This window comes from Streptomyces viridifaciens (assembly GCF_001888885.2).
Classification (GTDB): domain Bacteria; phylum Actinomycetota; class Actinomycetes; order Streptomycetales; family Streptomycetaceae; genus Kitasatospora; species Kitasatospora aureofaciens.
In genome coordinates this window covers 775324-797426 of record NZ_CP090841.1, presented here as the reverse complement: position 1 = coordinate 797426, position 22103 = coordinate 775324, and the positions used below count along the sequence as shown (strand labels likewise).

General features: G+C 73.9%; 20 protein-coding genes and 1 pseudogene. 9 read left to right on the top strand and 12 right to left on the bottom strand.

Annotated features, from left to right (window positions below; genetic code table 11):
* Positions 1 to 67: 67 nt before the first annotated feature.
* Positions 68 to 850 carry a VOC family protein gene (locus BOQ63_RS11000; protein WP_030287803.1) on the bottom strand — a complete coding sequence of 261 codons (783 nt, stop codon included), beginning with the start codon at positions 848 to 850 and terminating at the stop codon, positions 68 to 70.
* 67 nt (positions 851 to 917) lie between these two features.
* Complete coding sequence (locus BOQ63_RS10995) at positions 918 to 1553, bottom strand: alpha-ketoglutarate-dependent dioxygenase AlkB (RefSeq protein ID WP_030287801.1); 636 nt, start codon at positions 1551 to 1553, stop codon at positions 918 to 920.
* Between the two features lie 76 nt (positions 1554 to 1629).
* On the opposite strand from BOQ63_RS10995, the gene BOQ63_RS10990 reads away from it, so the two are divergent.
* Both BOQ63_RS10990 and BOQ63_RS10985 read left to right on the top strand, forming a co-directional pair.
* Positions 1630 to 2223 (top strand): hypothetical protein, encoded by a 594-nt coding sequence (locus BOQ63_RS10990; protein ID WP_030287799.1) that lies wholly within the window; start codon positions 1630 to 1632, stop codon positions 2221 to 2223.
* 131 nt (positions 2224 to 2354) lie between these two features.
* A complete protein-coding gene (locus BOQ63_RS10985) occupies positions 2355 to 2876 on the top strand; it encodes a universal stress protein (protein WP_030287797.1) in 522 nt (173 codons plus the stop codon).
* 31 nt (positions 2877 to 2907) lie between these two features.
* Here the strand turns inward: BOQ63_RS10985 and BOQ63_RS10980 are convergent, their stop codons facing one another.
* From BOQ63_RS10980 to BOQ63_RS10935, 10 genes and pseudogenes are all read right to left on the bottom strand, one after another.
* Positions 2908 to 4521 (bottom strand): amidohydrolase, encoded by a 1614-nt coding sequence (locus BOQ63_RS10980; RefSeq protein WP_030554548.1) that lies wholly within the window; start codon positions 4519 to 4521, stop codon positions 2908 to 2910.
* Positions 4518 to 5360, bottom strand: coding sequence for a PaaX family transcriptional regulator (locus BOQ63_RS10975; protein ID WP_030287793.1), 843 nt, complete (start codon positions 5358 to 5360; stop codon positions 4518 to 4520). Before BOQ63_RS10975 ends, BOQ63_RS10980 begins: the two co-directional genes overlap by 4 nt.
* Before the next feature lie 49 nt (positions 5361 to 5409).
* Positions 5410 to 6162, bottom strand: a complete 753-nt coding sequence (locus tag BOQ63_RS10970; RefSeq protein ID WP_030287791.1) for a maleate cis-trans isomerase family protein — start codon at positions 6160 to 6162, stop codon at positions 5410 to 5412.
* 105 nt (positions 6163 to 6267) lie between these two features.
* Positions 6268 to 7161: a fumarylacetoacetate hydrolase family protein gene (locus BOQ63_RS10965; RefSeq protein ID WP_030554544.1), complete on the bottom strand. Its 894-nt coding sequence runs from the start codon at positions 7159 to 7161 to the stop codon at positions 6268 to 6270.
* A 16-nt stretch (positions 7162 to 7177) separates the two neighbouring features.
* Positions 7178 to 8302, bottom strand: coding sequence for a cupin domain-containing protein (locus BOQ63_RS10960; RefSeq protein WP_072654154.1), 1125 nt, complete (start codon positions 8300 to 8302; stop codon positions 7178 to 7180).
* A complete protein-coding gene (locus tag BOQ63_RS10955) occupies positions 8299 to 9270 on the bottom strand; it encodes a carbon-nitrogen hydrolase family protein (protein ID WP_051747116.1) in 972 nt (323 codons plus the stop codon). The genes BOQ63_RS10960 and BOQ63_RS10955 overlap by 4 nt, the downstream gene beginning before the upstream one ends.
* A 2-nt stretch (positions 9271 to 9272) precedes the next feature.
* Positions 9273 to 11651: an oxidoreductase gene (locus BOQ63_RS10950; RefSeq protein ID WP_150475809.1), complete on the bottom strand. Its 2379-nt coding sequence runs from the start codon at positions 11649 to 11651 to the stop codon at positions 9273 to 9275.
* A complete protein-coding gene (locus BOQ63_RS10945) occupies positions 11648 to 12172 on the bottom strand; it encodes an acyl-CoA thioesterase (protein ID WP_454131794.1) in 525 nt (174 codons plus the stop codon). The genes BOQ63_RS10950 and BOQ63_RS10945 overlap by 4 nt, the downstream gene beginning before the upstream one ends.
* Positions 12173 to 13783, bottom strand: a pseudogene (locus BOQ63_RS10940) (AMP-binding protein); the annotation flags it as partial.
* A gap of 224 nt (positions 13784 to 14007) precedes the next feature.
* Complete coding sequence (locus tag BOQ63_RS10935) at positions 14008 to 15141, bottom strand: hypothetical protein (RefSeq protein ID WP_072654151.1); 1134 nt, start codon at positions 15139 to 15141, stop codon at positions 14008 to 14010.
* A 746-nt stretch (positions 15142 to 15887) separates the two neighbouring features.
* Between BOQ63_RS10935 and BOQ63_RS10930 the strand changes: the two genes are divergently transcribed.
* From BOQ63_RS10930 to BOQ63_RS10900, 7 genes are all read left to right on the top strand, one after another.
* Positions 15888 to 17069: a peptidoglycan-binding protein gene (locus BOQ63_RS10930; RefSeq protein ID WP_030287777.1), complete on the top strand. Its 1182-nt coding sequence runs from the start codon at positions 15888 to 15890 to the stop codon at positions 17067 to 17069.
* 200 nt (positions 17070 to 17269) lie between these two features.
* Positions 17270 to 17902, top strand: coding sequence for a DUF2269 domain-containing protein (locus BOQ63_RS10925; RefSeq protein WP_150475808.1), 633 nt, complete (start codon positions 17270 to 17272; stop codon positions 17900 to 17902).
* Between the two features lie 81 nt (positions 17903 to 17983).
* On the top strand, positions 17984 to 19012 hold the full coding sequence (locus BOQ63_RS10920; RefSeq protein ID WP_030287773.1) for an LLM class flavin-dependent oxidoreductase: 1029 nt from the start codon (positions 17984 to 17986) through the stop codon (positions 19010 to 19012).
* A gap of 619 nt (positions 19013 to 19631) precedes the next feature.
* Positions 19632 to 20015, top strand: coding sequence for a hypothetical protein (locus tag BOQ63_RS10915; protein ID WP_030287771.1), 384 nt, complete (start codon positions 19632 to 19634; stop codon positions 20013 to 20015).
* A 106-nt stretch (positions 20016 to 20121) separates the two neighbouring features.
* Positions 20122 to 21114, top strand: a complete 993-nt coding sequence (locus BOQ63_RS10910) for a hypothetical protein (RefSeq protein ID WP_051747114.1) — start codon at positions 20122 to 20124, stop codon at positions 21112 to 21114.
* A gap of 82 nt (positions 21115 to 21196) precedes the next feature.
* On the top strand, positions 21197 to 21592 hold the full coding sequence (locus BOQ63_RS10905; RefSeq protein WP_305953101.1) for a roadblock/LC7 domain-containing protein: 396 nt from the start codon (positions 21197 to 21199) through the stop codon (positions 21590 to 21592).
* 79 nt (positions 21593 to 21671) lie between these two features.
* On the top strand, positions 21672 to 22046 hold the full coding sequence (locus BOQ63_RS10900) for a hypothetical protein (RefSeq protein ID WP_030287764.1): 375 nt from the start codon (positions 21672 to 21674) through the stop codon (positions 22044 to 22046).
* Positions 22047 to 22103 lie beyond the last annotated feature (57 nt).

Below are 22103 nucleotides of genomic sequence, written 5' to 3'. Positions count from 1 at the left end.
GGACACGGAGCCGACGACCCCTACCCCTCGGACTCCCGCGCCGTGCGCAGCCGTCCGGCGACCTCGTTCAGGCGGCCGCCGCCGACTCCTCGGGCGGGACGGCGACCAGGACGAACTCCGCCCCGGCGTCGTCCCGGACGAGCGCCGCGCGGCCGAAGGGCGTCGGCCCCGGGCCGGTGCGGACGGTGCCGCCGAGGGCGCGCAGGGCGGCGGTGGCGCGGTCGGTGTCGGCCGTCCCGAAGTGGACTCGCCAGCCGGGGGTGGTCCCGGACGGGTCGGCGGGGCCGATGCTGCACGCGGGCAGGCCGGTGACCCGGGCGAGGGTGTGGCCCGCCCGGGGGCGGTCGTAGCCGTAGCCGAAGACCCGGTGGTAGAAGGCGCGGGCGGCGTCCGGGTCGGGGGAGAGGTGCTCGTTCCAGGTGAGGGTGCCGGGCTCGTTCACCAGCCCGGCGCCGTCGACGGCGCCGCCTTGCCAGAGGCCCAAGGGCGCGCCGAGCGGGTCGACGGCGAGCGCGGCGCGGCCCTGGTCGGGCACCTCGTACGGCTCGCGGGCGATCCGGCCGCCGGCGGCGCGGACGGCGACCGCGGTGCGCGGCAGATCGCGGGAGGCGAGGCAGGTGGTCCAGGCGGCGGGCGGCGGGGGTGCGGGGCCGGCCGTGGCGGTCCGCGGCGCGGACGTGATCGCGGCGACCTGGGCGCCGTGCCGGGTGGCGACCGCCTCGGCGGGGCCGGTCGGGACGAACTGCCAGCCGAACAGCGCGCCGTAGAAGCGCTCAGCCCGGGCGAGGTCCGGGGTGGTCAGGACGGTCCAGCAGGGGACGCCCTCGTGGTACCTGCCCGCTTTCGGCATGCCGCCTCCTGGTCGACCCCCACTCCGTCAGCCTCGGCTCCCGGCGGGTGGGCGGCAAGCGGACGGTTCAGGCGACCCCGCGCGGGCGGAACTGGATGCTGATCCGCGGGCCGACCGGGCGGGCGGTCTTCGGGACGGCGTGCTCCCAGGTGCGCTGGCAGGAGCCGCCCATCACCACGAGGTCCCCGTGTCCGAGCGGTCGGCGGACGACGGCCGCGCCGCCGGAGCGCGGTCGCAGGGCGAGGACGCGCGGTTCGCCGACGGAGAGGATCGCCACCATGGTGTTCTCGCGGGCGCCGCGCCCGATCCGGTCGCCGTGCCAGGCGACGCTGTCCCGGCCGTCCCGGTAGTAGCAGAGCCCGAGGGTGCGGAAGGGCTCGCCCAGCTCGGCCGCGTAGTGCCGGCTGAGCGCCGCACGGGCCTCGCCGAGGACGGGGTGCGGCGGTTCGGCGTCGGCGGGGTAGGAGGCGAGCAGCCGGGGGACGTCGACCGTCCGCTCGTACATCTCGCGCTGTTCGGCCCGCCAGGGCACGGTCGCGACCAGCTGTTCGAACAGCTGGTCCGCCCCGCGCAGCCAGCCGGGCAGCACGTCCAGCCAGGCGCCGTCGCCGAGCACCAGGCGCTGCACGCCGTCGAGCGGGCCGAGCCGGAGGTCGGCGGCTTCTTCGAACAGCGAGGGCTGGAGGTGGACGGTGTCGTGCATGGGTCCAGCCTACGCCGTGAATCGAACAGATGCTCGAACATGGGGGCGGGTAAAAGATGGGCGCTAGCCTGCCGATATGGCGGTCAACGGGTTCGGCGTCACCGAGTTCCAACTCTTCCTGCTGCGTCGGATGGCCGACTACCACCCCGAGCTGGTCGAGGAGGCCGTACGGCGGCTCGGCGCCACCCGCGCCTCGATGCGGGAGGCGAACAAGCGCTGGCAGGCGATGGTCCGGTCGCCCCGCTTCCCGCGCGGCGCCGCCCGGTACGCCGCCGTGCTCGGGCCGGCCGAGGCGAGCCGGCCGCGCCGGATCGGGGACCTCGCCTGCACGGCGCGGCAGTGGGCGCTGCCGCTCTGGCCCGAACTGCGCTTCGAGGTGCTGCTCGGCCCTGCGGAGATCGGCGCGCCCGTGCTGAACGAGTGGCTGGTCCGGGCGGACGGCGCCCCGCCGCCCGTGCTGCGTACCGCCGCCGACCTGGCGCCGTGGAACTGCGTGGTGGGCGACGTGGGGACGGCGTTCCCGGGGGCGGTACCGCGCGAGGGGAGTGCGCCGACCCGCTTCCGGCTGGACTTCGCGGCTCCCGGCGCCGACGGGCGGGTGCGCTGCTGGACGGCCGACTTCACCTGGGGGCTGCTCCAGGAGGTCCGGGAGGCTGGTCCGGGAGGCTGAGGGACGATCACCCAGCTTCCGAGTGTTTCAAGGCAATATTCAGTGAATGCCTTTGATTTGCAGGCTCAGGCGCGACCATGGCAATATAAACGCAGACACTGAATGAGTTTGGCATCGGAAAGTGAAGGATCATGTCGGGCGACGCGCGCGTCATCGTCGGAGTAAGCGGTTCACTGCACAGCCTCACCGCCCTGCACCGGGCGGCGGAGGAGGCCCGGGCCCGGCGGGCCGTGCTGGTCCCGGTGCTCGCCTGGACCCCGGTCGGCGGCGAGCGCAGCTACCGCGCCCGCCCCTGCCCGCCGTTGCTCCGCGCCTGGCAGGACGCCGCCGAGGCCCGGCTGGAGAGCGCGCTCGGCCAGGCCTTCGGCGGCCTGCCGATCGGCCTGCCCGTGCAGCCGCTGGTCATGCGCGGCGAGGCCGGGCCGGTGCTGACCGCCATGGCCGACCGCCCCGATGACCTGCTGGTGATCAGCGCCGGGCGGCACGGCTCGATGCGCGGACGGCTGCGCCGCCTGCTGCGCGGCTCGGTCGCCCGCTACTGCCTGGACCACGCCCGTGGCGGCGTGCTGGTCGTCCCGCCGTCCGACCTCCACGAGGACCTGCGTGCCCTGCACCGCGACGGCATCGACCTGCGGGAGCTCATCGCGGCCTGACGGTCCGCCAACTGGTCCGTCAACTGGTCCGTCAACTCCGATGGACGGTAAGGCCACCGACCACCGTGCGGACCGGCCGCAGCTCCCGGAGCTCCTCCACCGGGCAGCTCAGCGGGTCGACGGGCCACAGCGTCAGGTCGGCGAGCGCGCCCGGGCGCAGGCTGCCGCGCTCGGCGCTCTCCCCGGTCAGTCGGGCGGCGGCGACGGTGTGCAGTGCGACCGCCTCGTCCCGCCCGATCGCGTGCTCGGCGCCGACCACCCCGGCCGTGGTGCCGCGGGTGGTCATGCCCCACACCGACACCATCGCGCCGTACGGGCCGACCGGGAAGTCCGAGCCGGCCGAGAGCTGCGCTCCCTCGTCCAGCCACTCCCGCAGCGGGAAGAGCGCGGCGGTGCGCTCCTCGCCCCAGGCCCGCTGCTGGGTGAGCGCGCCGTCGTGCAGCAGCGGGTGCTGCACCGTCACCGGGATGCCGAGCGCGATCGCCCGCGCCCGCTGGTCGGCCCGGGCCAGTCCGCCGTGCTCGACCACGAGGGTGCCCGGCGGCAGACCGGGGCGGCCCTTCAGCACCTGCTCGAAGACGTCCAGCAGCACGCGCAGCCCGCGGTCACCCCAGGCGTGCACGCCCGCCCGCCAGCCGCGCTCGACCACCCGGTCCACCGCGGCGAACAGCTGCTCCGGTTCCCAGAGCAGCCGCCCGTGGTAGCAGGGCTGCCCCTGGTACGGCTCCTCCAGCGCGCCCGCCTCGAAGCCGCCGTCGATACCGAACTTGACGCCCCAGAGGCGCAGTCGGGCATCGTCCCGGCCCTCCGTGCGCCACCGGTCCATCCGGTCCAGCAGTGCGTCCACCTGCTCGGGGGTGCGCGCCGCGAAGCCGGAGACCAGGGCTCGGACCCGGACGGCGAGCGCGCCCTCGGCCCGTGCCGCGTCCAGTACGTCGAGGTCCTCGACCGGCACCAGACAGTCGCGCACGGTGCCGATCCCGGTGGCGGCGTAGTCGGCGGAGGCCGCCCGCAGGCCCTCGATCCGCTCGGCGAGGGTCGGGCGTGGCAGCACCCGCTCGACCAGCTCGGTCGCCCGGTTGATCAGCCGGCCGGTGAGCCGACCGTGCTCGTCGCGTTCGATCACCCCGCCGGACGGCGCCTCGGTGGACCCGTCGATCCCGGCCAGCCGCAGCGCGGCCGAGTTGAGCACCATGTTGTACGCGCCGCGGCGCACCAGCACCGGGTGGTCGGCGGTGGCGCCGTCCAGTTCCCCGGTGGTCGGCATCCGCTGTTCGGCGAGCAGCACCTCCTGCCAGTTCACCGTGGTGAGGATCCACTCCCCGACCGGGGTGCGGGCGGCGCGCTCGCGGATGAGCTCCAGGAACCCGGCGAGGTCCCGGGCCTCGTGCACCGGGACGCCGTGAACGCTGTGTCCGGCCAGGATCAGATGGGTGTGGGTGTCGTCGAAGGCGGGCAGCACGGTCGCCGACGGGGCGTCCACCACCTCCGTGCCCGGCCCGATCAGCGCGTCCAGGCCGTCGGGCTCGGCGGCGAGGGCGGTGATCCGGCCGTCGGTCACGGCGACCGCCCGCTGCGGCGGCTCGCCCGGGGCGAGGGTGTGCACGGCGGCGGCGCGGATCAGCAGGTCGGCTGGGGTGGTCATGGCAGCTCCTGGGGGTGCGACAGTCCGGTGACCTTCTCGACGAACCGCAGGCTCGGTCCGGCGAGCAGCCCGTGCACCTCCGTGAACACGGCGCGGGCCGGGACGGCGTTCCAGTTAGCGGGCAGCAGCGGTTCGGGCAGCCCGGGGTCGAGGTACGGCAGCCGGCGCCACTGGGTGAGCATCGGTACGTAGTCCCGGAAGGCCTCGGCCGGGTCGATCCGCGCCCGCCCGCGCAACTCCTCGGCGAGCGGGCGCCAGGCGTCGGTGAAGGCCGCGTACTGCGCCTCGATCGCCGGGAGGTCCCACCAACTCGCCACCGCCGTGCGGAGTTCGGCGAAGCCGGCGTACTCGGCGGAGAGGAAGAGGTGCACGTAGGCGCTCAGGCCCAGGCGTTCCAGCAGCAGCCGGGCGTCCGGCAGCAGCCGGGCGGGGGCCAGCCAGACCCCGGGGGCGGCGTTGCCGAAGCCGAGCCAGCTGAGCCGGGAGCGCAGCTGGTGGCGGTGGGCGCGTTCGGACTCGGGCACCGAGAAGACCGCCATCACCCAGCCGTCGGCGAGCTCGGCGGGCTCCAGACTGTGGAAGATCCGGCGGTCGCCCTCGTCGAAGACCGGGGCCATCGCGGGGGAGAGCCGGTAGCCGGTGCCGGCGCGGCGCTCCTGGAGCAGGGTGCCGGCCTTCTTCAGCCGGGAGGTGGCCGAGCGGACGGCCGGGGCGTCGACGTCCAGCTCGGCCATCAGCGCGATCAGGTCGGCGATCGATATCCAGCCGCCGAGGCGGCGGACGAACTCGCCGTAGACGGTGTGGATCAGGGAGCTGGGCCGGGCCGTGCTCTCCGGCATGTGCGGACCCTCCTCCCCGACGGCTGGTGGTGATCATAGCGGGGCGGCTCTACGCGTAGGCGCCGGAGAGCAGGTGCCCGGCGCCCGGAGCGACGGCGGGCAGGCCGAGCGCCCGCAGCAGCTGGTGGGTGGTGCAGATCGCGGCCGAGACCACCGGCTTGCCGAGTTGCTGCTCGGTCTCCTCGACGGCGGACAGCGAGGGCATCTGCACGCAGGCGGAGAGCACCACGGCGTCGGCCCCGCCGTGCGAGAGGCCCTTGGCGATCGCGGGCAGCCGGGCCGGGTCGTGGGCCGCCACGTCCAGGTTGTCGGCGATCTCCAGGGCGGCGTGGTCGAGCACCTCGATGCCCTCCTGGGCGAGGTAGTCGACCACCGTCCGGGCCAGCGGCCGCAGGTAGGGGGTGACCATCGCGACCTTCTTCGCGCCGAGCGTCCGCAGGCCGGCCACCAGGGCCCCGGCGCTGGTGACCACGGGTGCGGGCGCGCCGTTCTCGACCGTACGGCGGTGCAGCCGCTGTTCGGCCTCGCGGTGGTAGCCGGGGCCGGTGGCCATCACCGCGACCAGGCACGCGTAGCCGATCACGTCGACCCGGGCGTCCGAGAGCTCGGCGGCGCAGCGGTCGGACTCGGCGTCCATGGCGCGCAGTTGCTCGGGGGTGACCCTGGTCATCCGCATCCGGCTGGAGTGGAAGGTGAACCGTTCGGGGGCGACCGCCTCGCGGGCCCGCAGCAGGGCGGGGACCTCGGTCTCCATGGTGACGTTGGAGCTCGGGACGATCTGGCCGATCCGGTAGGTGGTCATCTGCACCGGACTCCTCTCGGCGGGTGTCGATGCGGCGGGCGTTGGTCCGACGGGTGTCGATTCGGCGTGTGTCGATTCGCGGGTGTCGATGCGGCGGGCCTTGCTTCAGCGGGCGTCGATCACGGGGTTGGCGAGGGTGCCGATCCGTTCGATGGTGGCCTCCACCAGGTCGCCAGGCTGCAGGAACTGCGGCGGGACCATCCCGGCGCCCACCCCCGAGGGGGAGCCGGTGGCGATCACGTCCCCGGGCTCCAGGGTCATGCCGGCGGAGATGTCGGCGATCAGCCGGGCGATGCCGAACAGCATGTGGCGGGTGTTGGAGTTCTGCCGCAGCTCGCCGTTGACCCGCAGCGAGAGGTCGAGCCGCTGCGGGTCGGGGATCTCGTCGGCGGTGACCACGACCGGGCCGAACGGCGCGTAGCTGTCCTGGCCCTTGGAGAAGAACCACTGGCCGGAGCGGCGCTGGTCGCGGGCGCTGACGTCGTTGACGATGCTGTAGCCGAACACGTGTCGCCAGGCGTCCTGTTCGCTCACCCGGCGGGCGGGTTCGCCGATGACGACGGCGAGTTCGCACTCCCAGTCGAGCTGCTTGGTGAGGTCGGCGTTGTGCAGGATCGGCTGGCCGTGGCCGGTGACGGCGGTGGCGGGCTTGCCGAACAGCACCGGACGGTCGGGGAGTTCGCGGTCGGTGTCCAGACTGCGGTGCGACTCGTCCACGTGCTCCACGTAGTTGAGGCCGACGCCGACGATCTTTCCCGGGCGCAGCGGGGCGCGCAGCGACACCTCGGCGAGCGGCCGGGTGTCCGGCGCGTCGCCGAGCAGCTGCCGGGCGGTGCTCAGAGCGGGTTTGCCGGCCCGGATCAACTCCAGCACGCTTCCGGGGAGTTGCACTCCGGCGGCAGAGGCGAGGGCGGTCAGATCGGCGACCCGGTCGGCACCGATCCGGGCGCCCAGGCGGGGGGTTTCGTCGCCGTCGATGCAGTAGGTGAGCAGGTGCATGGTTCCAGGGCTCCTGTTACGGGTTGGTGGTGGGCTGGTGCCCGTCGTGGTCCGGATAGGGCTCCTCGCGGTAGAGGCCGAGCGAGTGCATCACCGGGAAGTCGTTGAAGGAGAACAGGCAGGCGTCCTCGCCCTGGTCGAGGTTCGCGTGCTCGTGCCAGGCCCAGGACGGCACCACGAAGATGTCGCCCTGCTGCCACTCGAAGCGCTGCCCGGCGATCACCGAGACGCCGCGCCCCTTGGCCGCCGTGTAGACGACCGAACCGGTGTGCCGGTGGGCCCGGGTGGCCTGGCCGGGGCGCAGCAGCTGCAGGTGGGCGGCCATGGTGGGCATCACCGGGCCGCCGGTGACCGGGTTGGTGTACTCCATGATCACGCCGTCGTACGGGGATCCCTCGGTGGCGCGGGCGAGTTGGCACAGCGCGTGGTAGCTGGGTTCCCAGGGCCAGCCGAGCAGCGGGGAGTACGGGCGGGTCCACTTCTCGGTGCCGTACGGGAGCAGGTTGCCGCCGTAGCTGAGCAGCGAGGAGTTCGTCACCGGGCCGGGACGCTGGTAGAGCTCGGGGTGGACCTCGTAGAAGTTGGCGTCGAGGGTGTTGACCAGCGGGATGTCCAGGCCGTCCTGCCAGATCACCGGGTGGTCCTCGGCCTCGTTGCCGTGCTCGTGCCAGGTGTTGTTGGGGGTGATCGCGAAGTCGCGCGGACCGACCTTGAGCTTCTGCCCGTCCACGACCGTCCAGGCGCCGGCGCCCTCGTGGACGAAGCGCAGCGCGGAGGCCTGGTGACGGTGGGCGGTCATCGCCTCGCCGGGGCCCATGATCTGCAGGCCGGTGTACAACAGGCCGACGGCGGCGCTGAGTTCGCGTCGGCCGGGATTGACCAGCATGACCACCCGGCGGCCCGCGTCGTCGGCCTTCACCAGCGGGAGCGCCTTGCGGACCAGCGGACGCAGGTCGGCGTAGCGCCACAGCACGGGGACGGACTTCGGCTGCGGGTACCAGGGTTCGATCTCGTTCGCCACCGTCCACAGGGCGCCGGCCTCGTGCTTGGCCAACTCCTCGTAGTAGGCGAGAAGTTCGGGGCTGTCGTTGACGCGGGCCCGGCCGATCCGTTCGTCGTCGTAGCTGTTCTCGCTGGTCATGCCTCCTCCTCGGGGAGCACCAGGGGCCGCAGTGGGCGGTCGTTCACGTGCAGTTGGAACACGTCGAAGCGGTTGTAGTGGCCGACGATGTCGTGCATCTGCTTGGGCTGGACGCACCGGCCGAGGTCGATCTCGGCGTAGACGATGCCCTCCTCGTCGACCAGCGACTCGGTGACCGCCCGGCCGTCCGGGCCGAAGATCCCGGAGAGCGCGTTGCGCGGGCGGCCGAGCTGCTTGCGGACCTGCTGGTCCTCCCCGGCGATCAGGTCGACCATCTCCGGCGAGATCGTCGAGCAGGAGACCACGGTGAACAGCTTGCCCTCGAAGCAGTGGGCGGCGGCGCGCAGTGCGATCGCCTCGGCCATGTCGTAGTCCTCGGGGGCCACCGGCAGGGCGATGTAGCTGGCGGCGTGGACGAGTTCGCCCTGCGCGAGGAGGGTGAAGCGGGCCAGGGTGTTGGTGTTCTCCCCGCAGGCGAGCGCGCCGAGCGGGCCGACGGCCGTGCGGTGCACCCGCAGCGAGCTGCCGTCGCCCGGCGTCCAGGTCAGCTTCTCGGCCCAGGTCGGCACCAACTTGCGGTGCACGCCGAGCAGTTCGCCGTCCGATCCGATGACCAGCAGGGTGTTGTACAGCACCCCGAGGCTGTGCCGGCCTCGCTCGTTGACGCCGATCACCAGCACCACGCCGGCCTGCCGGGCGGCGGCGCGCAGGGTGTCGACGTACGGCCCGGGGACGTCCACGGCGGCGCGGTACAGCCGCTCGTACCAGGGCGAGCCCTGCACCGGGGTCATCGTCCAGTTCCAGTACGGGTAGCCGGGCACGAAGACCTCGGGGAAGACCACCAGTCCGGCGCCGTGCCGGGCCGCCTCCTGGATCAGGGCGACGGCCTTGTCCACGGTCGCGGCCGGGTCGAGGTAGACCGGGGCGGCCTGCACGGCTGCGGCGGTGAAGCGGGGCAGGTCCAGCATGGTCACTCCTTCGGCGGGGCGGTCGGCAGCCAGCGGCGGTGGACGGGCGGGGCGGGTTCGCTCAGCAGGTGCAGCCGGGGGGCGACCCGGTCGGCGCCGGGGCCCGGCGGTCTGCGGCGGCCGGCCAGCCAGGGTTCGGGCCAGTGGGCGCCGGGGCCGGTGTAGTCCTGGTCGGCCGCGGCGTGCAGGGTCCAGAACGGGTCGTGCAGCTGGGCCCGGCCGATCGCGACCAGATCGGCACGGCCGGCCAGCAGGACGGAGTTGGCGTCGTCGTGGCCGGAGATCGCGCCGACCGCGACGGTCGGCAGGCCGGTGGAGGTGCGGATCAGCTCGGCGAAGGGCGTCTGGTAGCCGCGCCCGTACGGCGGCCGCTGGTGCGCCACCACCTCGCCGGTGGAGACGTCCACCGCGTCCGCCCCGGCCTCGGCGAGGGCCTGGCAGATCGCCACCGCCGCGGTCTCGGTGGTGCCGCCGGGCGCCCAGTCGGCGGCCGAGATCCGCACCAGCAGCGGCCGCCCGGCGGGCCAGACTGCGCGCACGGCGGCCAGTACCTCCAGCGGGAACAGCAGTCGGTGGGCGAGCGGGCCGCCGTAGTGGTCGGTGCGGCGGTTGGTGAGCGGGGAGAGGAAGGAGGAGAGCAGGTGCCCGTGGCCGAACTGCAGCTCCAGCACGTCGAAACCGGCCCGGGCGGCGCGCTCCGCGGAGGCGGCGAAGTCGGCGGCCACGGCGGCCAGTTGGACTTGGTTGGCCTCGTGCGGGGTCGGGCTACCGGGGCCCCAGGGCAGGGGCGAGGGGGCGAGCAGCGGCCAGCCCTCGGCGAGCGGGTGGCCGATGCCGTCCGGTCCGGGCGCGGCGGTGGCGCCCCGGCGGCCGGCGTGGGTGAGCTGGATGCCGACCGGGGTGTCGCTCACCGCTCGCACCGAGTCCAGGAGGTCGGTCCAGGCGGCCTCCTGGCCGTCGGTCCACAGCCCGGGGCAGCGGTCGGTGGCCCGGCCCTCGGGGCTGACGGCCGTCATCCCGGCGATCACCAGCCCGGCGCCGCCGAGCGCGTGGGCGGTCAGCTGGGCCCGGTCGAAGGCACTGGGCAGTGCGTCGGGCGAGGTGAAGGTGGCGAGCGGCGGGACGACGATCCGGTTGCGCAGCTCCAGGGCGCCCAGCTTCAGCGGGCGGAACATCGGAGGCGCCCCGGACGAGCCGCCGACGGCGGTCTCCACGGCGGCCGTGAACTCCGGGTCGCGGGCGCGCAGACCACCGTAGGTGACCCGACGGCTGCGGGTGAGGAGGTTGAAGGCGAACTGGTCGACGCCCAGGCCGGTACGGCGGCCGACCGTCTCGAACCACTCCAGGCTGGCCTGGGCGGCCCGCTGGGTGGACTCCACCACCGGCCGCCGCTCGGCCTCGTAGGCCGCCAAGGCGGCGTCCAGGGCGGGCTGTTCACTCAGTCCGGCGGCCAGGGCGAGGGCGTCCTCCAGGGCCAGCTTGGTGCCCGAACCGATCGAGAAGTGTGCGGAGTGCGCGGCGTCGCCGAGCAGGACGAGGTTGCGGTGGCGCCAACTGGCGTTGCGCACCGTGGTGAAGCGGATCCACCGGGAGGCGTTGGGGATCAGCCGGTGGCCGTCCAGGTGCCCGGCGAGCAGCTCCGCGCAGCGCCGCACGCTCGCGGTGTCGCTCTCGCCACGTGCCAACTCGCGTGCGGCGAGGGCCTCGAAGCCCGCGCGGCGCCAGGCGCCCTCGGCGATCTCGACGATGAAGGTCGAGCGGGTGGCGCTGTACGGGTAGGCGTGCACCTGGAGGGTGCCGAAGTCGAACTCCTCGACGATGAAGGTGAAGGCCTCGAAGACCCGGTCGGTGGCGAGCCAGATGTAGCGGCAGTTCCGCTCGTCCAGCTCGGTGCGGAAGGCGTCCGGGTGAGCTGTCCGGGTGCCGGAGTGGATGCCGTCGGCGGCCACCACCAGGTCGTACTCGGCGGTGAGCCGGTCGACCGGCGGGGCGGGCGTGCGGTAGCGCACGTCCACCGCCAGTTCGGCGCAGCGCTGTTGCAGGACGGCGCGCAGCCGGTTGCGGTCGAGGGCGGCGAAACCGTGCCCGCCGCTGGTGCGGACCTGGCCGGCGTAGCGGATGTCGATGTCGCTCCAGCGGGCGAACTCGGCGCTGATCGCGGCGAAGACCTTCGGGTCGGCCCGGGCGATGCCGTCCAGGGTCTCGTCGGAGAACACCACGCCGAATCCGAACTCGTGCTCCCGGGCGTCGCGTTCGTAGACGGTGATCTCCCGCTCGGTGGCCAACTGCTTGGCCAGGGCGGCGAAGTAGAGCCCGCCCGGACCGGCGCCGATCACCGCGATCCGCTGCGGTCCGGGGAATGCGCGGGGTGGCGCCGTCATGCGACCACCTCCGGCTGCTGGGGGCCGGCCTCCGCGAGTGCCCGGCGGACCGGTGCGGGCCAGGGCTCGGCCCCCTTGGCCTGCGGCGCGGCGTGCACCACCGACATCCGGCCGATGGCGGCCAGACCCGTCGGGCCGTGCACCTCGAAGGCGTAGTGCAGCGAGGAGCCGCCGACCCGGACCACTCGCAGCTCGGTGCGGACCACGTCCCCGAACCAGAGCCGCTCGCGGTAGTCGGCCTCGAAGTGCACCCGGGGGATCCGCCCGAACAGCTCGGCCAGCCCGAGCCGGCGCAGCAGCGCCGCCTCGGCGGCCTCGGCCCAGCGCTGCACGGCGGAGAAGTGGTAGTGCCCGGCGGCGTCGGTGTCCGACCACTCGACCCGGCGCTCGACGGTGATGGCGGCGGGGAGCGGAGCCTGTTGCGCGTCCTGCGGCGTGTTCCGGGTCGCGTTCTGCGACGCGGTGCGGGGCAGGTCCTTGGTCACGTCCTTGGTCACGTCCCGGGTCAGGTCCTTGGTCACGGCGGCCCTTCTGCGCAGCTCGGCGCGGAGCAGCTTGCCGGTCGCGGTGCGCGGCAGCTCGGGGACGAACTCGACGGCACGCGGGTACTTGTACGGCGCGATGGTGCGCTTGACGTGCTCCTGGAGCTCCTTGACCGTCTCCGCGCCGGCCGAAGCGCCCTCGCGCAGCACCACGTACGCCTTGACCACCGTGCCGCGCCGCTCGTCCGGGGCGGCCACCACGGCGCAGTCGGCGACGGCGGGGTGGGCGGCGAGCGCCTGTTCCACCTCGGGGCCGGCGATGTTGTAGCCGGCGGAGACGATCATGTCGTCGTTGCGGGCCTGGTACCAGAAGTAGCCGTCGCGGTCGCGCAGGTAGGTGTCGCCGGTGAGGTTCCAGCCGTTGCGGACGTAGTCGCGCTGGCGCTCGTCGTCCAGGTAGCGGCAGCCGGTCGGGCCCTTCACGGCGAGCAGTCCGGGCTCGCCGTCCGGCACCGGGTTGCCCTGCGCGTCCAGTATCGCCGCCCGGTAGCCGGGGACGGGACGGCCGGTGGAGCCCGGGCGGATGTCGGCGTCGGCGGCCGAGATGAACACGTGCAGCAGCTCGGTGGCGCCGATGCCGTCGATCAGGCGCCGGCCGGTGGCGGTGTGGAAGTCCTTCCAGACGGTGGCGGGCAGCGGCTCGCCGGCCGACACGCAGCGCCGGACGCCTTCCAGCCGGTCGGCCAGCCCGGTGGCCAGGATCGCCCGGTAGGCCGTCGGCGCGGTGAACAGCACGCTCACGCCGTGGCTCCGGGCCTGCTCGGCGAGCTGCTCGGGCGTGGCCTGCTCCAGCAGCAGGCTGGCGGCGCCGGCCCGCAGGGGGAAGACCAGCAGGCCGCCGAGGCCGAAGGTGAAGCCGAGCGGCGGGGTGCCGGCGAAGAGGTCGTCGGGGGTGGGGCGGAGCACGTGGCGGGAGAAGGTGTCGGCGTTGGCCAGGACGTCCCGGTGGAAGTGCAGGGTGGCCTTGGGGCGGCCGGTGGTGCCGGAGGTGAAGGCGATCAGCGCGACGTCGTCGGCGGCGGTCGGTACGGCGGTGAAGCCGGGGCACTGGTTCGCGGAGCGGGTGGTGAGGTCCTCGGGGCCGGGGCCGCCGAAGGGGAGTATCCGCAGGTCGGGGGCGTGTGCCCGGTCGAGCTCGGCGAGGAAGCGGTGGTCGCACAGGGCGAGGGTGGGGCGGGCGATCCGGACCAGTTCGGTCAGCTCGGCCGCGCGCAGCAGCGGCATGGTGGTGACCGCCACCCCGCCGGCCTTCAGCACGCCGAGCCAACAGGCGGCCAGCCAGGGGGTGTTGGGTCCGCGCAGCAGGACGCGGTTGCCGGGGACCAGCTCCAGTTCCTCGGTGAGCAGGCGGGCGATCCGGTCGGCGTGGTCGCGCAGTTCGCCGTAGCTCCACCGGTCGGTGGGAGTGAGCAGGCAGCGGCGTTCGGGTCCGAGGCGGGCGATGGTGTCGTCGAGCAGTGCGGCCGCGCAGTTCAGACGGTCAGGGTAGGCCAACTCCGGAAGTTCGAAGAGGAGTTCGGGCCACTGCTCGAAGGGCGGGAGATGGTCGCGGCAGAACGTGTCCACATGCGCTGAGGGGGAGAGCTCCATGGGCGGGCACCTCATCGTGCGAGCGGGAGTGAAGCCAGTATGGCGTGCTGGTGACGCCAGTCAAGGGAGCGATACATGCATTCGGGCGACGGGGCGTGCGGTGCGCCAGGGCAAACGGAACACCCCGCGGGCCGGTGCGGCCTGCGGGGCGGGAGGGGTATTCCTGGCGGTTCTGGCGGTTCCTGCCGTTCTGGCGGTTCTGGTACTCGGGGCGGTCGGGGTGCTCAGGGCGCGGTGGCGTGGAAGACGGCGTCCGGGGTGCGGCCCTGTTCGGCCTGCTGGGCGCGCTCGGCGAGCAGTCGGGCGAACGGGGTGAGGCCGGGCAGTGCGACCGTCGCCCCCGGGCCGGAGTAGTGCACGTACAGCAAGACCGAGTCGACCCGCACCAGTGTCTCCGCCGTCGACCCGCCCCGGGTGCGGGCGGCGCTCCGGTCGCTTATCGACGGCACCGTCGCCACGGTGGCGTCGCCCCGGGCGTCGAGCAGGTCGAGCCTGGTGTCGAAGGCCCGTCCGGCCGCTTCGGCGGAGGTGAAGGTGACCACGGTGAACTGCACCGACGGGAGCGGAGTGGTGCTGAACGTCACGGTGGCGTAGGCAAGTTGCTGGTCGCAGGCGCCCGGGAGCAGGCAGGGCACGTCCGGCCCGCTGCTGGCCCCGGAGCGCGGCCCGCTCGCCACCTGCCAGCCGCTCGGCATCGCCGTCAGATCCGGCAGTACGCCCTGCGCCTGCGCGGGGTCTCGGACGGTCCGCGCGGCGTGGGCGAAATCGGGCCCGGTGGGTTGCAGCAGCGGGCGCGAGCCGAGGTGGATCCCGAGTGCGACCAGCGCGGCGATCAGCACCAGGGCCAGGGCGACGACGAGGGCGGTGTTGCTGCGCCGGGCGGCCAGGGCCCGGGCACCGGCGGCGGCCGGGTCGACCCGGAGCTGGACGGTGGACGGATTCCTGGGCTCGGCCCGGAGCTGGACGGTGGACTGCTCTTCGGGGCCGACCCGGAGTTGGACGGTGGACCGGTCTTCGGGACCGACCCGCAGGTGAACGGTGGTCGGGTCGGGTTCTGGGTCCGTCCGGAGCTGGACGGTGGTCGGGTCGGCCGGTCCGCCGAGCTCGGTGGTGGTCAGGTACTGCGCGAACCCCGGGTCGGTGGCCAGCAGTTGGGCGACGGCTGCGGTCAGTTCGCCCCGTGCCCGCGGATCGGCCGGGCCCGCCTCGATCGCCGCAAGGGCTCGCGCCCCCTCCGGCATCAGCTGCAGCCGGGCCCGTACCACCTCGGCCACCGCCCGGTCCGGCCCGGCCGTGCCCCGAGTCAGCCGTACCAGCGCCCCCACCACGCGTGGTGCCCGCTCCCGGCCGTCCCCCATGGCAACTCCCCCCGCCGCATGAGTCCTTGACACCAGGCTCCCGGACCGGCGGCCACCGCACACCCCCGCCGAACCGAACGGAGACGCAACTGCAACCGGGTGCGGACGTGACAGAGTCCGGCGGTCACCAGGAGACGCACCGGCCCCACCCGTCACGGGCCGGCCGTGCACTGGGAGACCGGTTCCGCCATCACCGCCACCGGCAGGGCCGGGTTGGCGGCCGCCGCCGCGGTGGTGCGGGGGTCCACGGAGGCCAGGCAGGTGGCCAGGACCGTGGGGAGGCGTTGGGGTGGGCGGCGACGGCGCGCAGGGCCTTGACGGGGGTGGGCGGCGTCGCGACGATCCGGTCGAGCACCGAGCCGGGGGCGTGCGGGTCGCGGCCACGGCGGGGGTCACCACGGACCCGAACGCATTCGAGGAGAGATGAGTGCTACGAGCGCACCACCATGGACTAGACCATTTTCGACATCAACGATTGACAGGGTGGCCGCGGCGAGGTGGAATGCGCCGCCGCCCGGCGGTCTCCGAGCCTTCCCGGGAGCCGTCTTCGGGCAGCTCGAGGTGGGAGGGTGGTGGTGCGCACCACGGACCCGGGCCCGCACGCCAGGACGAACTCCCCTCGATGATCCGAACGGCCGTACGGTAGCGGGCGGTTCAATGCCGCCGATTCCGCCGTCGGGGTCAATTCCCGACGTGGACCTGCCGAAAAGGGAGATGATGTCATGACGCCGTTCGGAGGAGCCATCATGCCCGAACTGTGGCTGCCCGGTGCCGAGGTCCACGACCTCGGCGACCACGCGCCGACCGACCACCAGTACCCGCCGAAGGCCATCGCCCACATCACCTGGGACCGCAACGCCACCGCTGACGCACCGCAGGACTGGTGCTCCTTCGAGGACCTGGTCGGGTACTTCACCGGCGCCGGTGCCGGCGACGCCCCGCACCTGGTCTGGGACCCGTTCAGCGGACGCGCCGCCCAGCTGTTCCCCGCCGACTCCCGCTCGAAGAGCCTGCTCAGCCCCTCCCAGAGCCCGACCCGCACCAACCGGGCCGGGCGGGTGGTGATCCAGATCGAAGCGGTCTTCTTCCCGTACTGCCGCCACCAGGGCACCGTCTACGCGCAGTTGGTCGACACCCCGTGTGCGGGCTGGGACCGGATCCACGCCTGGGTCTCCTCCTGGGGCGTGCCCGACGCGTGGCCGATGGGGCGGCCGACCGACTTCTCCTCGCACCGTGACGAGCACGTGTGGGAGACGAGCGGCGGCTGGTACGCGCACGCCCACGTGCCGTTCAACGACCACACCGACCCCGGGTCCTGGCCCGCCTTCCTCGGCGGCTCCGGCTCCCCGTCCTCCCCGCCGCCGCCCGGGGAGTCCGTCCCGGCCCGGTACCAGGTCACCCTCAACGGCCTGGCGTACGGCTACGGCGCCCAGGGCTACCAGGTCACCACCGTCGGCCGAGCGCTGGTCGCGGGCGGCTTCGGCTCCCACTACCGGTCCGGGCCCGGGCCGACCTGGACCGACGCGGACACCGAGAACTACGCGGACTACCAGGCGAGCCTGGGTTACTCCGGACAGGCCGCGGACGGGGTGCCGGGCGAGGACTCGCTGCGCCGACTGCTCGGCTACCTGCCCGGGCCGCGCACGGTCTCGCTTGCCCACGTCGTCGCGGCGGCGCGCAGCGACCCGGGGGCCGAGCAGGGGCACCGGACGTACGGGGCCGAGGTGGCCATCGTCGAACAGGCGCTGGCGGACGAGGGGTTGCTCGAACAGCGCTGGGTGGACGGCTCGTACGGCAGCCTCACGGTCACGGCGTACGCGGGCTGGCAGCGGCGGTGCGGGTACACGGCGGGGGCCGCGGACGGGATACCGGGGCGGGACTCGCTGCACCGGCTGGGCGCGGCGCAGGGGTTCGATGTGACGGACTGAACCGGGGGGCGGACGGTGCCGGGGCAGGGGAGTTGGGGAGGAGGCCGGGGTACTTCCGGGGGAGTTCGTCGGGCGCGGCGACGCGCGGGCGCGTACTCGCCCGGGAGTATGCGAGGTTACTTCCCCTGGCAGATGACCGGTGAGGGGCGGACGGGAGAGTCTGGGCGCGTCGTCGTGACCCCGGCTTGAAGGAGGTACCCGTGCGCTCGTCCAGCCCGTCCAGCCCGTCCAGCTCGTCCACCGGGGCCGTCACGGCGCCCGGGGCGGCCCCCGGCGCGGGGCGGCGGTCCGCCGGCCGCCGCCTGTCGCCGGGGGCGCGCAAGCGCCTGGTGGCCCTGCACGTCGTCGTCTCGGTGAGCTGGCTGGCGCTGATGCTCTGCCTGCTCACCCTGGCGGTGACGGCCCTGACCACCGACGACGGCGACCGGCTGAGAACGGCCTACCGGGCGATGGGCATGCTGGGAGACGCGCTGGTCCTGCCGCTGAGCCTGCTCACCTTCCTGAGCGGGGTGGCGCTGGGGCTCGGCACATCCTGGGGCCTGTTCCGGTACTACTGGGTGAGCACCAAGTTCTGGCTGACGCTCGGGGCGATGGCGGCCTCGGTCTTCGCCCTCACCGCCCGCTTGCACGACGCGGTCCGGGTGGCGGACACGCACCCGACCGGGCCGATCCCGGTCGCGGACCTCGGGTTCGTCCGGTACAACACGGTGATCGTCCCGGCCGTAGCGCTCTCGCTCTACCTGTTCAACGTCATCCTGTCGGTGTACAAGCCCTGGGGCCGCCGCAAGGCCGCGGAGCGGCGCGCGGTCCGAATACCCTCGGCGGGGCGGTGACGGCGCTCCGGGCGCTCCGGGTGCGGTCGGCGGCGCGGGCGCCGGGAATGCCCGTGTGGCAGGCGGGTGTTGTCCACCCACGTGACCACCGCTACGCCCAGGACCAGGCTCTCCGTCCTCGACCGCTCCCGGACCAGGCGGGGCGAGGAGCCGGCGCAGGCGCTGCGGAACACGGTGGCCTTCGCCCGGGAGGCAGAGCGGCTGGGCTATCACCGCTTCTGGGTCTCGGAGCACCATGGTGTGCCCGGGGTGGCCGGATCGGCACCGACGGTGCTCGCCGCGGCGGTCGCGGCGGCCACCTCCCGGATCCGGGTCGGCACCGGCGGGGTGATGCTGCCCAACCACCGTCCCATGGTGGTGGCAGAGCAGTTCGGGGTGCTGGCGGCGCTGTTCCCGGGCCGGATCGACATGGGCCTCGGCCGCTCGGTGGGCTTCACGGACGGCGTCCGGCGGGCGCTGGGGCGGGAGAAGGACGCCGCGGACGACTTCGGCGGCCAGTTGACGGAGCTGCTCGGCTACTTCGACGGCTCGCAGCAGGTCCACCGCGACGTCCACGCCCGCCCGGCCGAGGGCCTGCACGTGCCGGCCTTCGTCCTGGCCACCGGCGCCGGCGCCGACCTCGCTGCGGAGGCCGGGCTGCCGCTGGTCATCGCCGCCGCGCGCGGGGAGGAGCGGATGCTCGCCGCGATCGACGACTACCGCAGCCGCTTCCGCCCCTCGGCACAGGCCGCCGAGCCGTACGTGGTGGTTTCGGGCACGGTCGCGGTGGCCGAGACCGAGGAGCGGGCGCGCGAACTGCTCGTCCCGGAGGCCTGGGCCGGCGCGTACTCCCGCACCCACGGGGAGTTTCCGCCGCTGGCTCCGGCCGCCGAGATCCGGGCACGGGCGATGACCGCACGCGAGCGGGCCGCGTTCGAGCAGTCGCTCAAGGGCCACATCGCGGGCACCCCCGAGCAGGCCGCCGCCGAGCTGGCCGCCCTGGTGGAGCGCAGCGGCGCGGACGAGTTCCTGGTCGCGACCAGCACCTACGACCGCACCGCGCTGCTCGACTCCTACCGGCTGCTCGCCGAGGCCGTCGGCCAGGCTTGGCCGATTTCTGAGCAGGCGTGATGACCTGCTACTGTTCATCACGTCGAGAGGAAATGATCTTCCGAAGCGGGGATCGGATCCTTCGAACATGCGTCAGCGGTGCTACCAGAGCACGTCCCACTTTCAGTGGGAAGAGTCCGTGCGACCCGGGCCTGGCGCTCCACCCGAAGGGGCCCGTTCCGTCCAGCGGAACGGGCCCCTTCGTCATGCCTGCCCGCGGATTCCTGCCCGTCGCAGCTTCCCGCAGCTTCCCGCACCTCCCCGCACCTTCCCGTGCCTGCCCGCGCTTCCCCGCCCCGTCACGGTCGTCCGCTGAGTTGTCGACGGGCCCGTGCCTCTTATCGCATTTTCGGCCTCGAAACCCTGGGCCTCCCGTCGGTATCGGCCAAGGTCCCGCAGCAGGTAGCGGGTGCACGACGCTCCGTAGCGGCGGGCCTGCCAGCGGCTTTGCCCCACCGGCAGGCTTGACGCCCTGTCATACCTTGGCCGGAACTCGCTGAAGATGGTGTGAATATGCCATTGGAATGTTCGTCATACGGAATCCGGCAGTAGCCTTCCGTGTCGAACCTGCCACTGCTGGTGGCGACCCGGCCGGAGCCGCGCTGCGCCCGGCCACCCAGACCCCCTCGAAGGAGCCGGTGTGCCGGGTATCGACGAATGCCTCTCCGGAGCGATGGCGATCGCCGGAGCCCGCTCGGCGAGCCTGGTCGACTGGAGCAGCGGACTCGCCCTCGGCAGCCTAGGCGACAGTCCGGTAGGTGAGCACGAGACCGCGGCCGCCGAGACAACCGACCTGGTGCGCGCAGCCGTTGAGAGCCAGACCTTCACCGTGGCCGAGGACCGGCACTCCCCGCTGGAGGACATCATCGTCACCGCCGGCCGCAGCTACCACCTGATCCGCTTCATCGACACCGCCTTCGACAGCCGGCTCGTCCTGCACCTCTGGCTCGACCGCCAGTCGGGCAACCTCGCCGTCGCCCGCTTCCGGCTCCAGGCCCTCGCCGAGGACCTGGTGCTCGGGTGAGCACCGGGCCCGCACCGACCGCCGCATTCCGGCCACCCGCCCGCGCGGACCACTCGCGAACGGCCCGCCGGGCGACCCCGCGCCGGACCCGCCGGCGGTGGCCCGCATGACCGCCGCCCCGCCCCTGGCGCAACCGGTCGGCCGGGCCGAGCCCGCCGCACCGCGGACCCCCGGCGAGGCCGTCGCCCTGCTCGCCGCCCGCCGGGCCACCGGTGCCCTGCACGGCCCGCTGGGCGTCCTGCACCTGGTCGACGGCCAGGTGGCCGCCGCCGAGTCCTCCCGCGCGCCCGGCCTGGCCGACCTGCTCACCGGTTGCGGGCGGATCGCCCCCGAGGCGTGGGCCGAGCTCCTGCACCGCCACGGCCCCCAGGGGCGGCTCGCCGAGGTGCTGGTCGAACGGCAGCTGCTCACCCGGGGCGAACTCGAACTCGGCCACCTGGGCACGCTGTTCGACGCCGCCTACTTCGTCCTCGCCGACCCGGCCGGCGGCACCTGGCGGTTCGAGTCCGACGCCCGGCACTGGCTCGGCACGGTGGCGCTGGTCGACCCGGCGCGGTTGGGCCGCGAGGTCGAGCGCCGACGCCGACTCCTCGACGGGATCTGGCCCTGGCCGCAGCTCGACACCGCCCCCGTCCGTCCGGTCGAGCACAGCCGCCGCCCCTCGCACCGCCCGCCCGGCCGACGCCGGCGCGAACTGCTCGACCACGCCGACGGCCGAAGAACCCCGGCGGACCTGGCCCGGCTGCTCGGCCGCTCCGGCTTCGGCGTGACGGCGGACGTGCGCCGCCTGGCCGCCGCCGGTCTGCTCGACGCCCCGCGGCACGCGGCGCCGACCGCCGTACCCCCGGCCACGGCGCCCGGACGACCGGGCGGCGGCCTGCACCGCAGGGTCCCCGGCGCCACCCTCCGCAGCACCCCGGCCCCCGGCTTCTCGGCCCCCGGCACCCCGGACCCAGCCGCTGCGGGCGCCGCCGCCCCCACCGCCCCCACCCGCTCCGATCGACCGCCCACCACGGCAGCGGCCCACCCGCTGACCGTCCCCGACCCGGACATCGCGCTGCTGACCCGGGTCCGAGACCTTCTGGAGGCCCGACTTTGAGCCACTCTCCGCCCGCGACCCCGTCGTACCGGCCATGAGGCGGGCGCTCAAGCAGCGTGTCGGAAGGAGACAACTGATCGCCTTGGAGACCGAGCTGCTCGCCGAACTCCGCGCCGTCAAACGCCGCGTCCCGCACCTCGCGGGCGGCCTGGTGGCCAGCGTGGACGGCCTGCTGGTCGCGCACGACACCCACGGGGCCGAGCCCTCCGGCCTGGCCGCGATGACGGCGGCCTCGCTCTCGCTCGCCCAGCGGCTCGCCGACACCACCGGCCAGGGCGAGTTCCGCGAGTCGGTGGTGCGCGGCGAGCACGGCTACGTCGCCACCTACGCGGCCGGCGGCAGCTGCGTGCTGACCCTGCTGGCGCACCCGGACGTCAACGTCGGCCGGCTCCACCTGGAGGCCCGCCGCTGCGCCCGGCGCATCGCCGAGCTGCTCAACGACGCCCTGACGCCCAAGGACCCGCGCGACCCGGGCTGACCAGCCGCCCGACACCGCCGACCGAACACCCCTGATCGACCCACCGCCAACCAGAACCACCCAACAGGAGCTGAACAGAATGACCGACGCAGCAGGCGCACTCAAGCAGGCCATGACCTCCATCGAGGGCGCCATCGGCGCGGCCCTGGTGGACTACAACAGCGGCATGGCGCTCGCCACCCTCGACGGCCCCGGCGGCCTGGACCTCAACGTGGCGGCGGCCGGGAACACCGACGTGGTGCGCGCCAAGATGCGGACCATGGACATGCTCGGCCTGCAGGACGGCATCGAGGACATCCTGATCACGCTGACCAGCCAGTACCACCTGATCCGTCCGCTCGGCGGCCGCACCGGCAAGGGCCTGTTCCTCTACCTCGCGCTGGACAAGAGCCGCGCCAACCTGGCCATGGCCCGCCACCAGCTCACCAGGGTCGAGGCCGACCTGGAGGTCTGACCGGCACCGGCCCGCGAAGGACTTTGCGGACGAGGCCCCCCGGACGAGGCCCTCGGA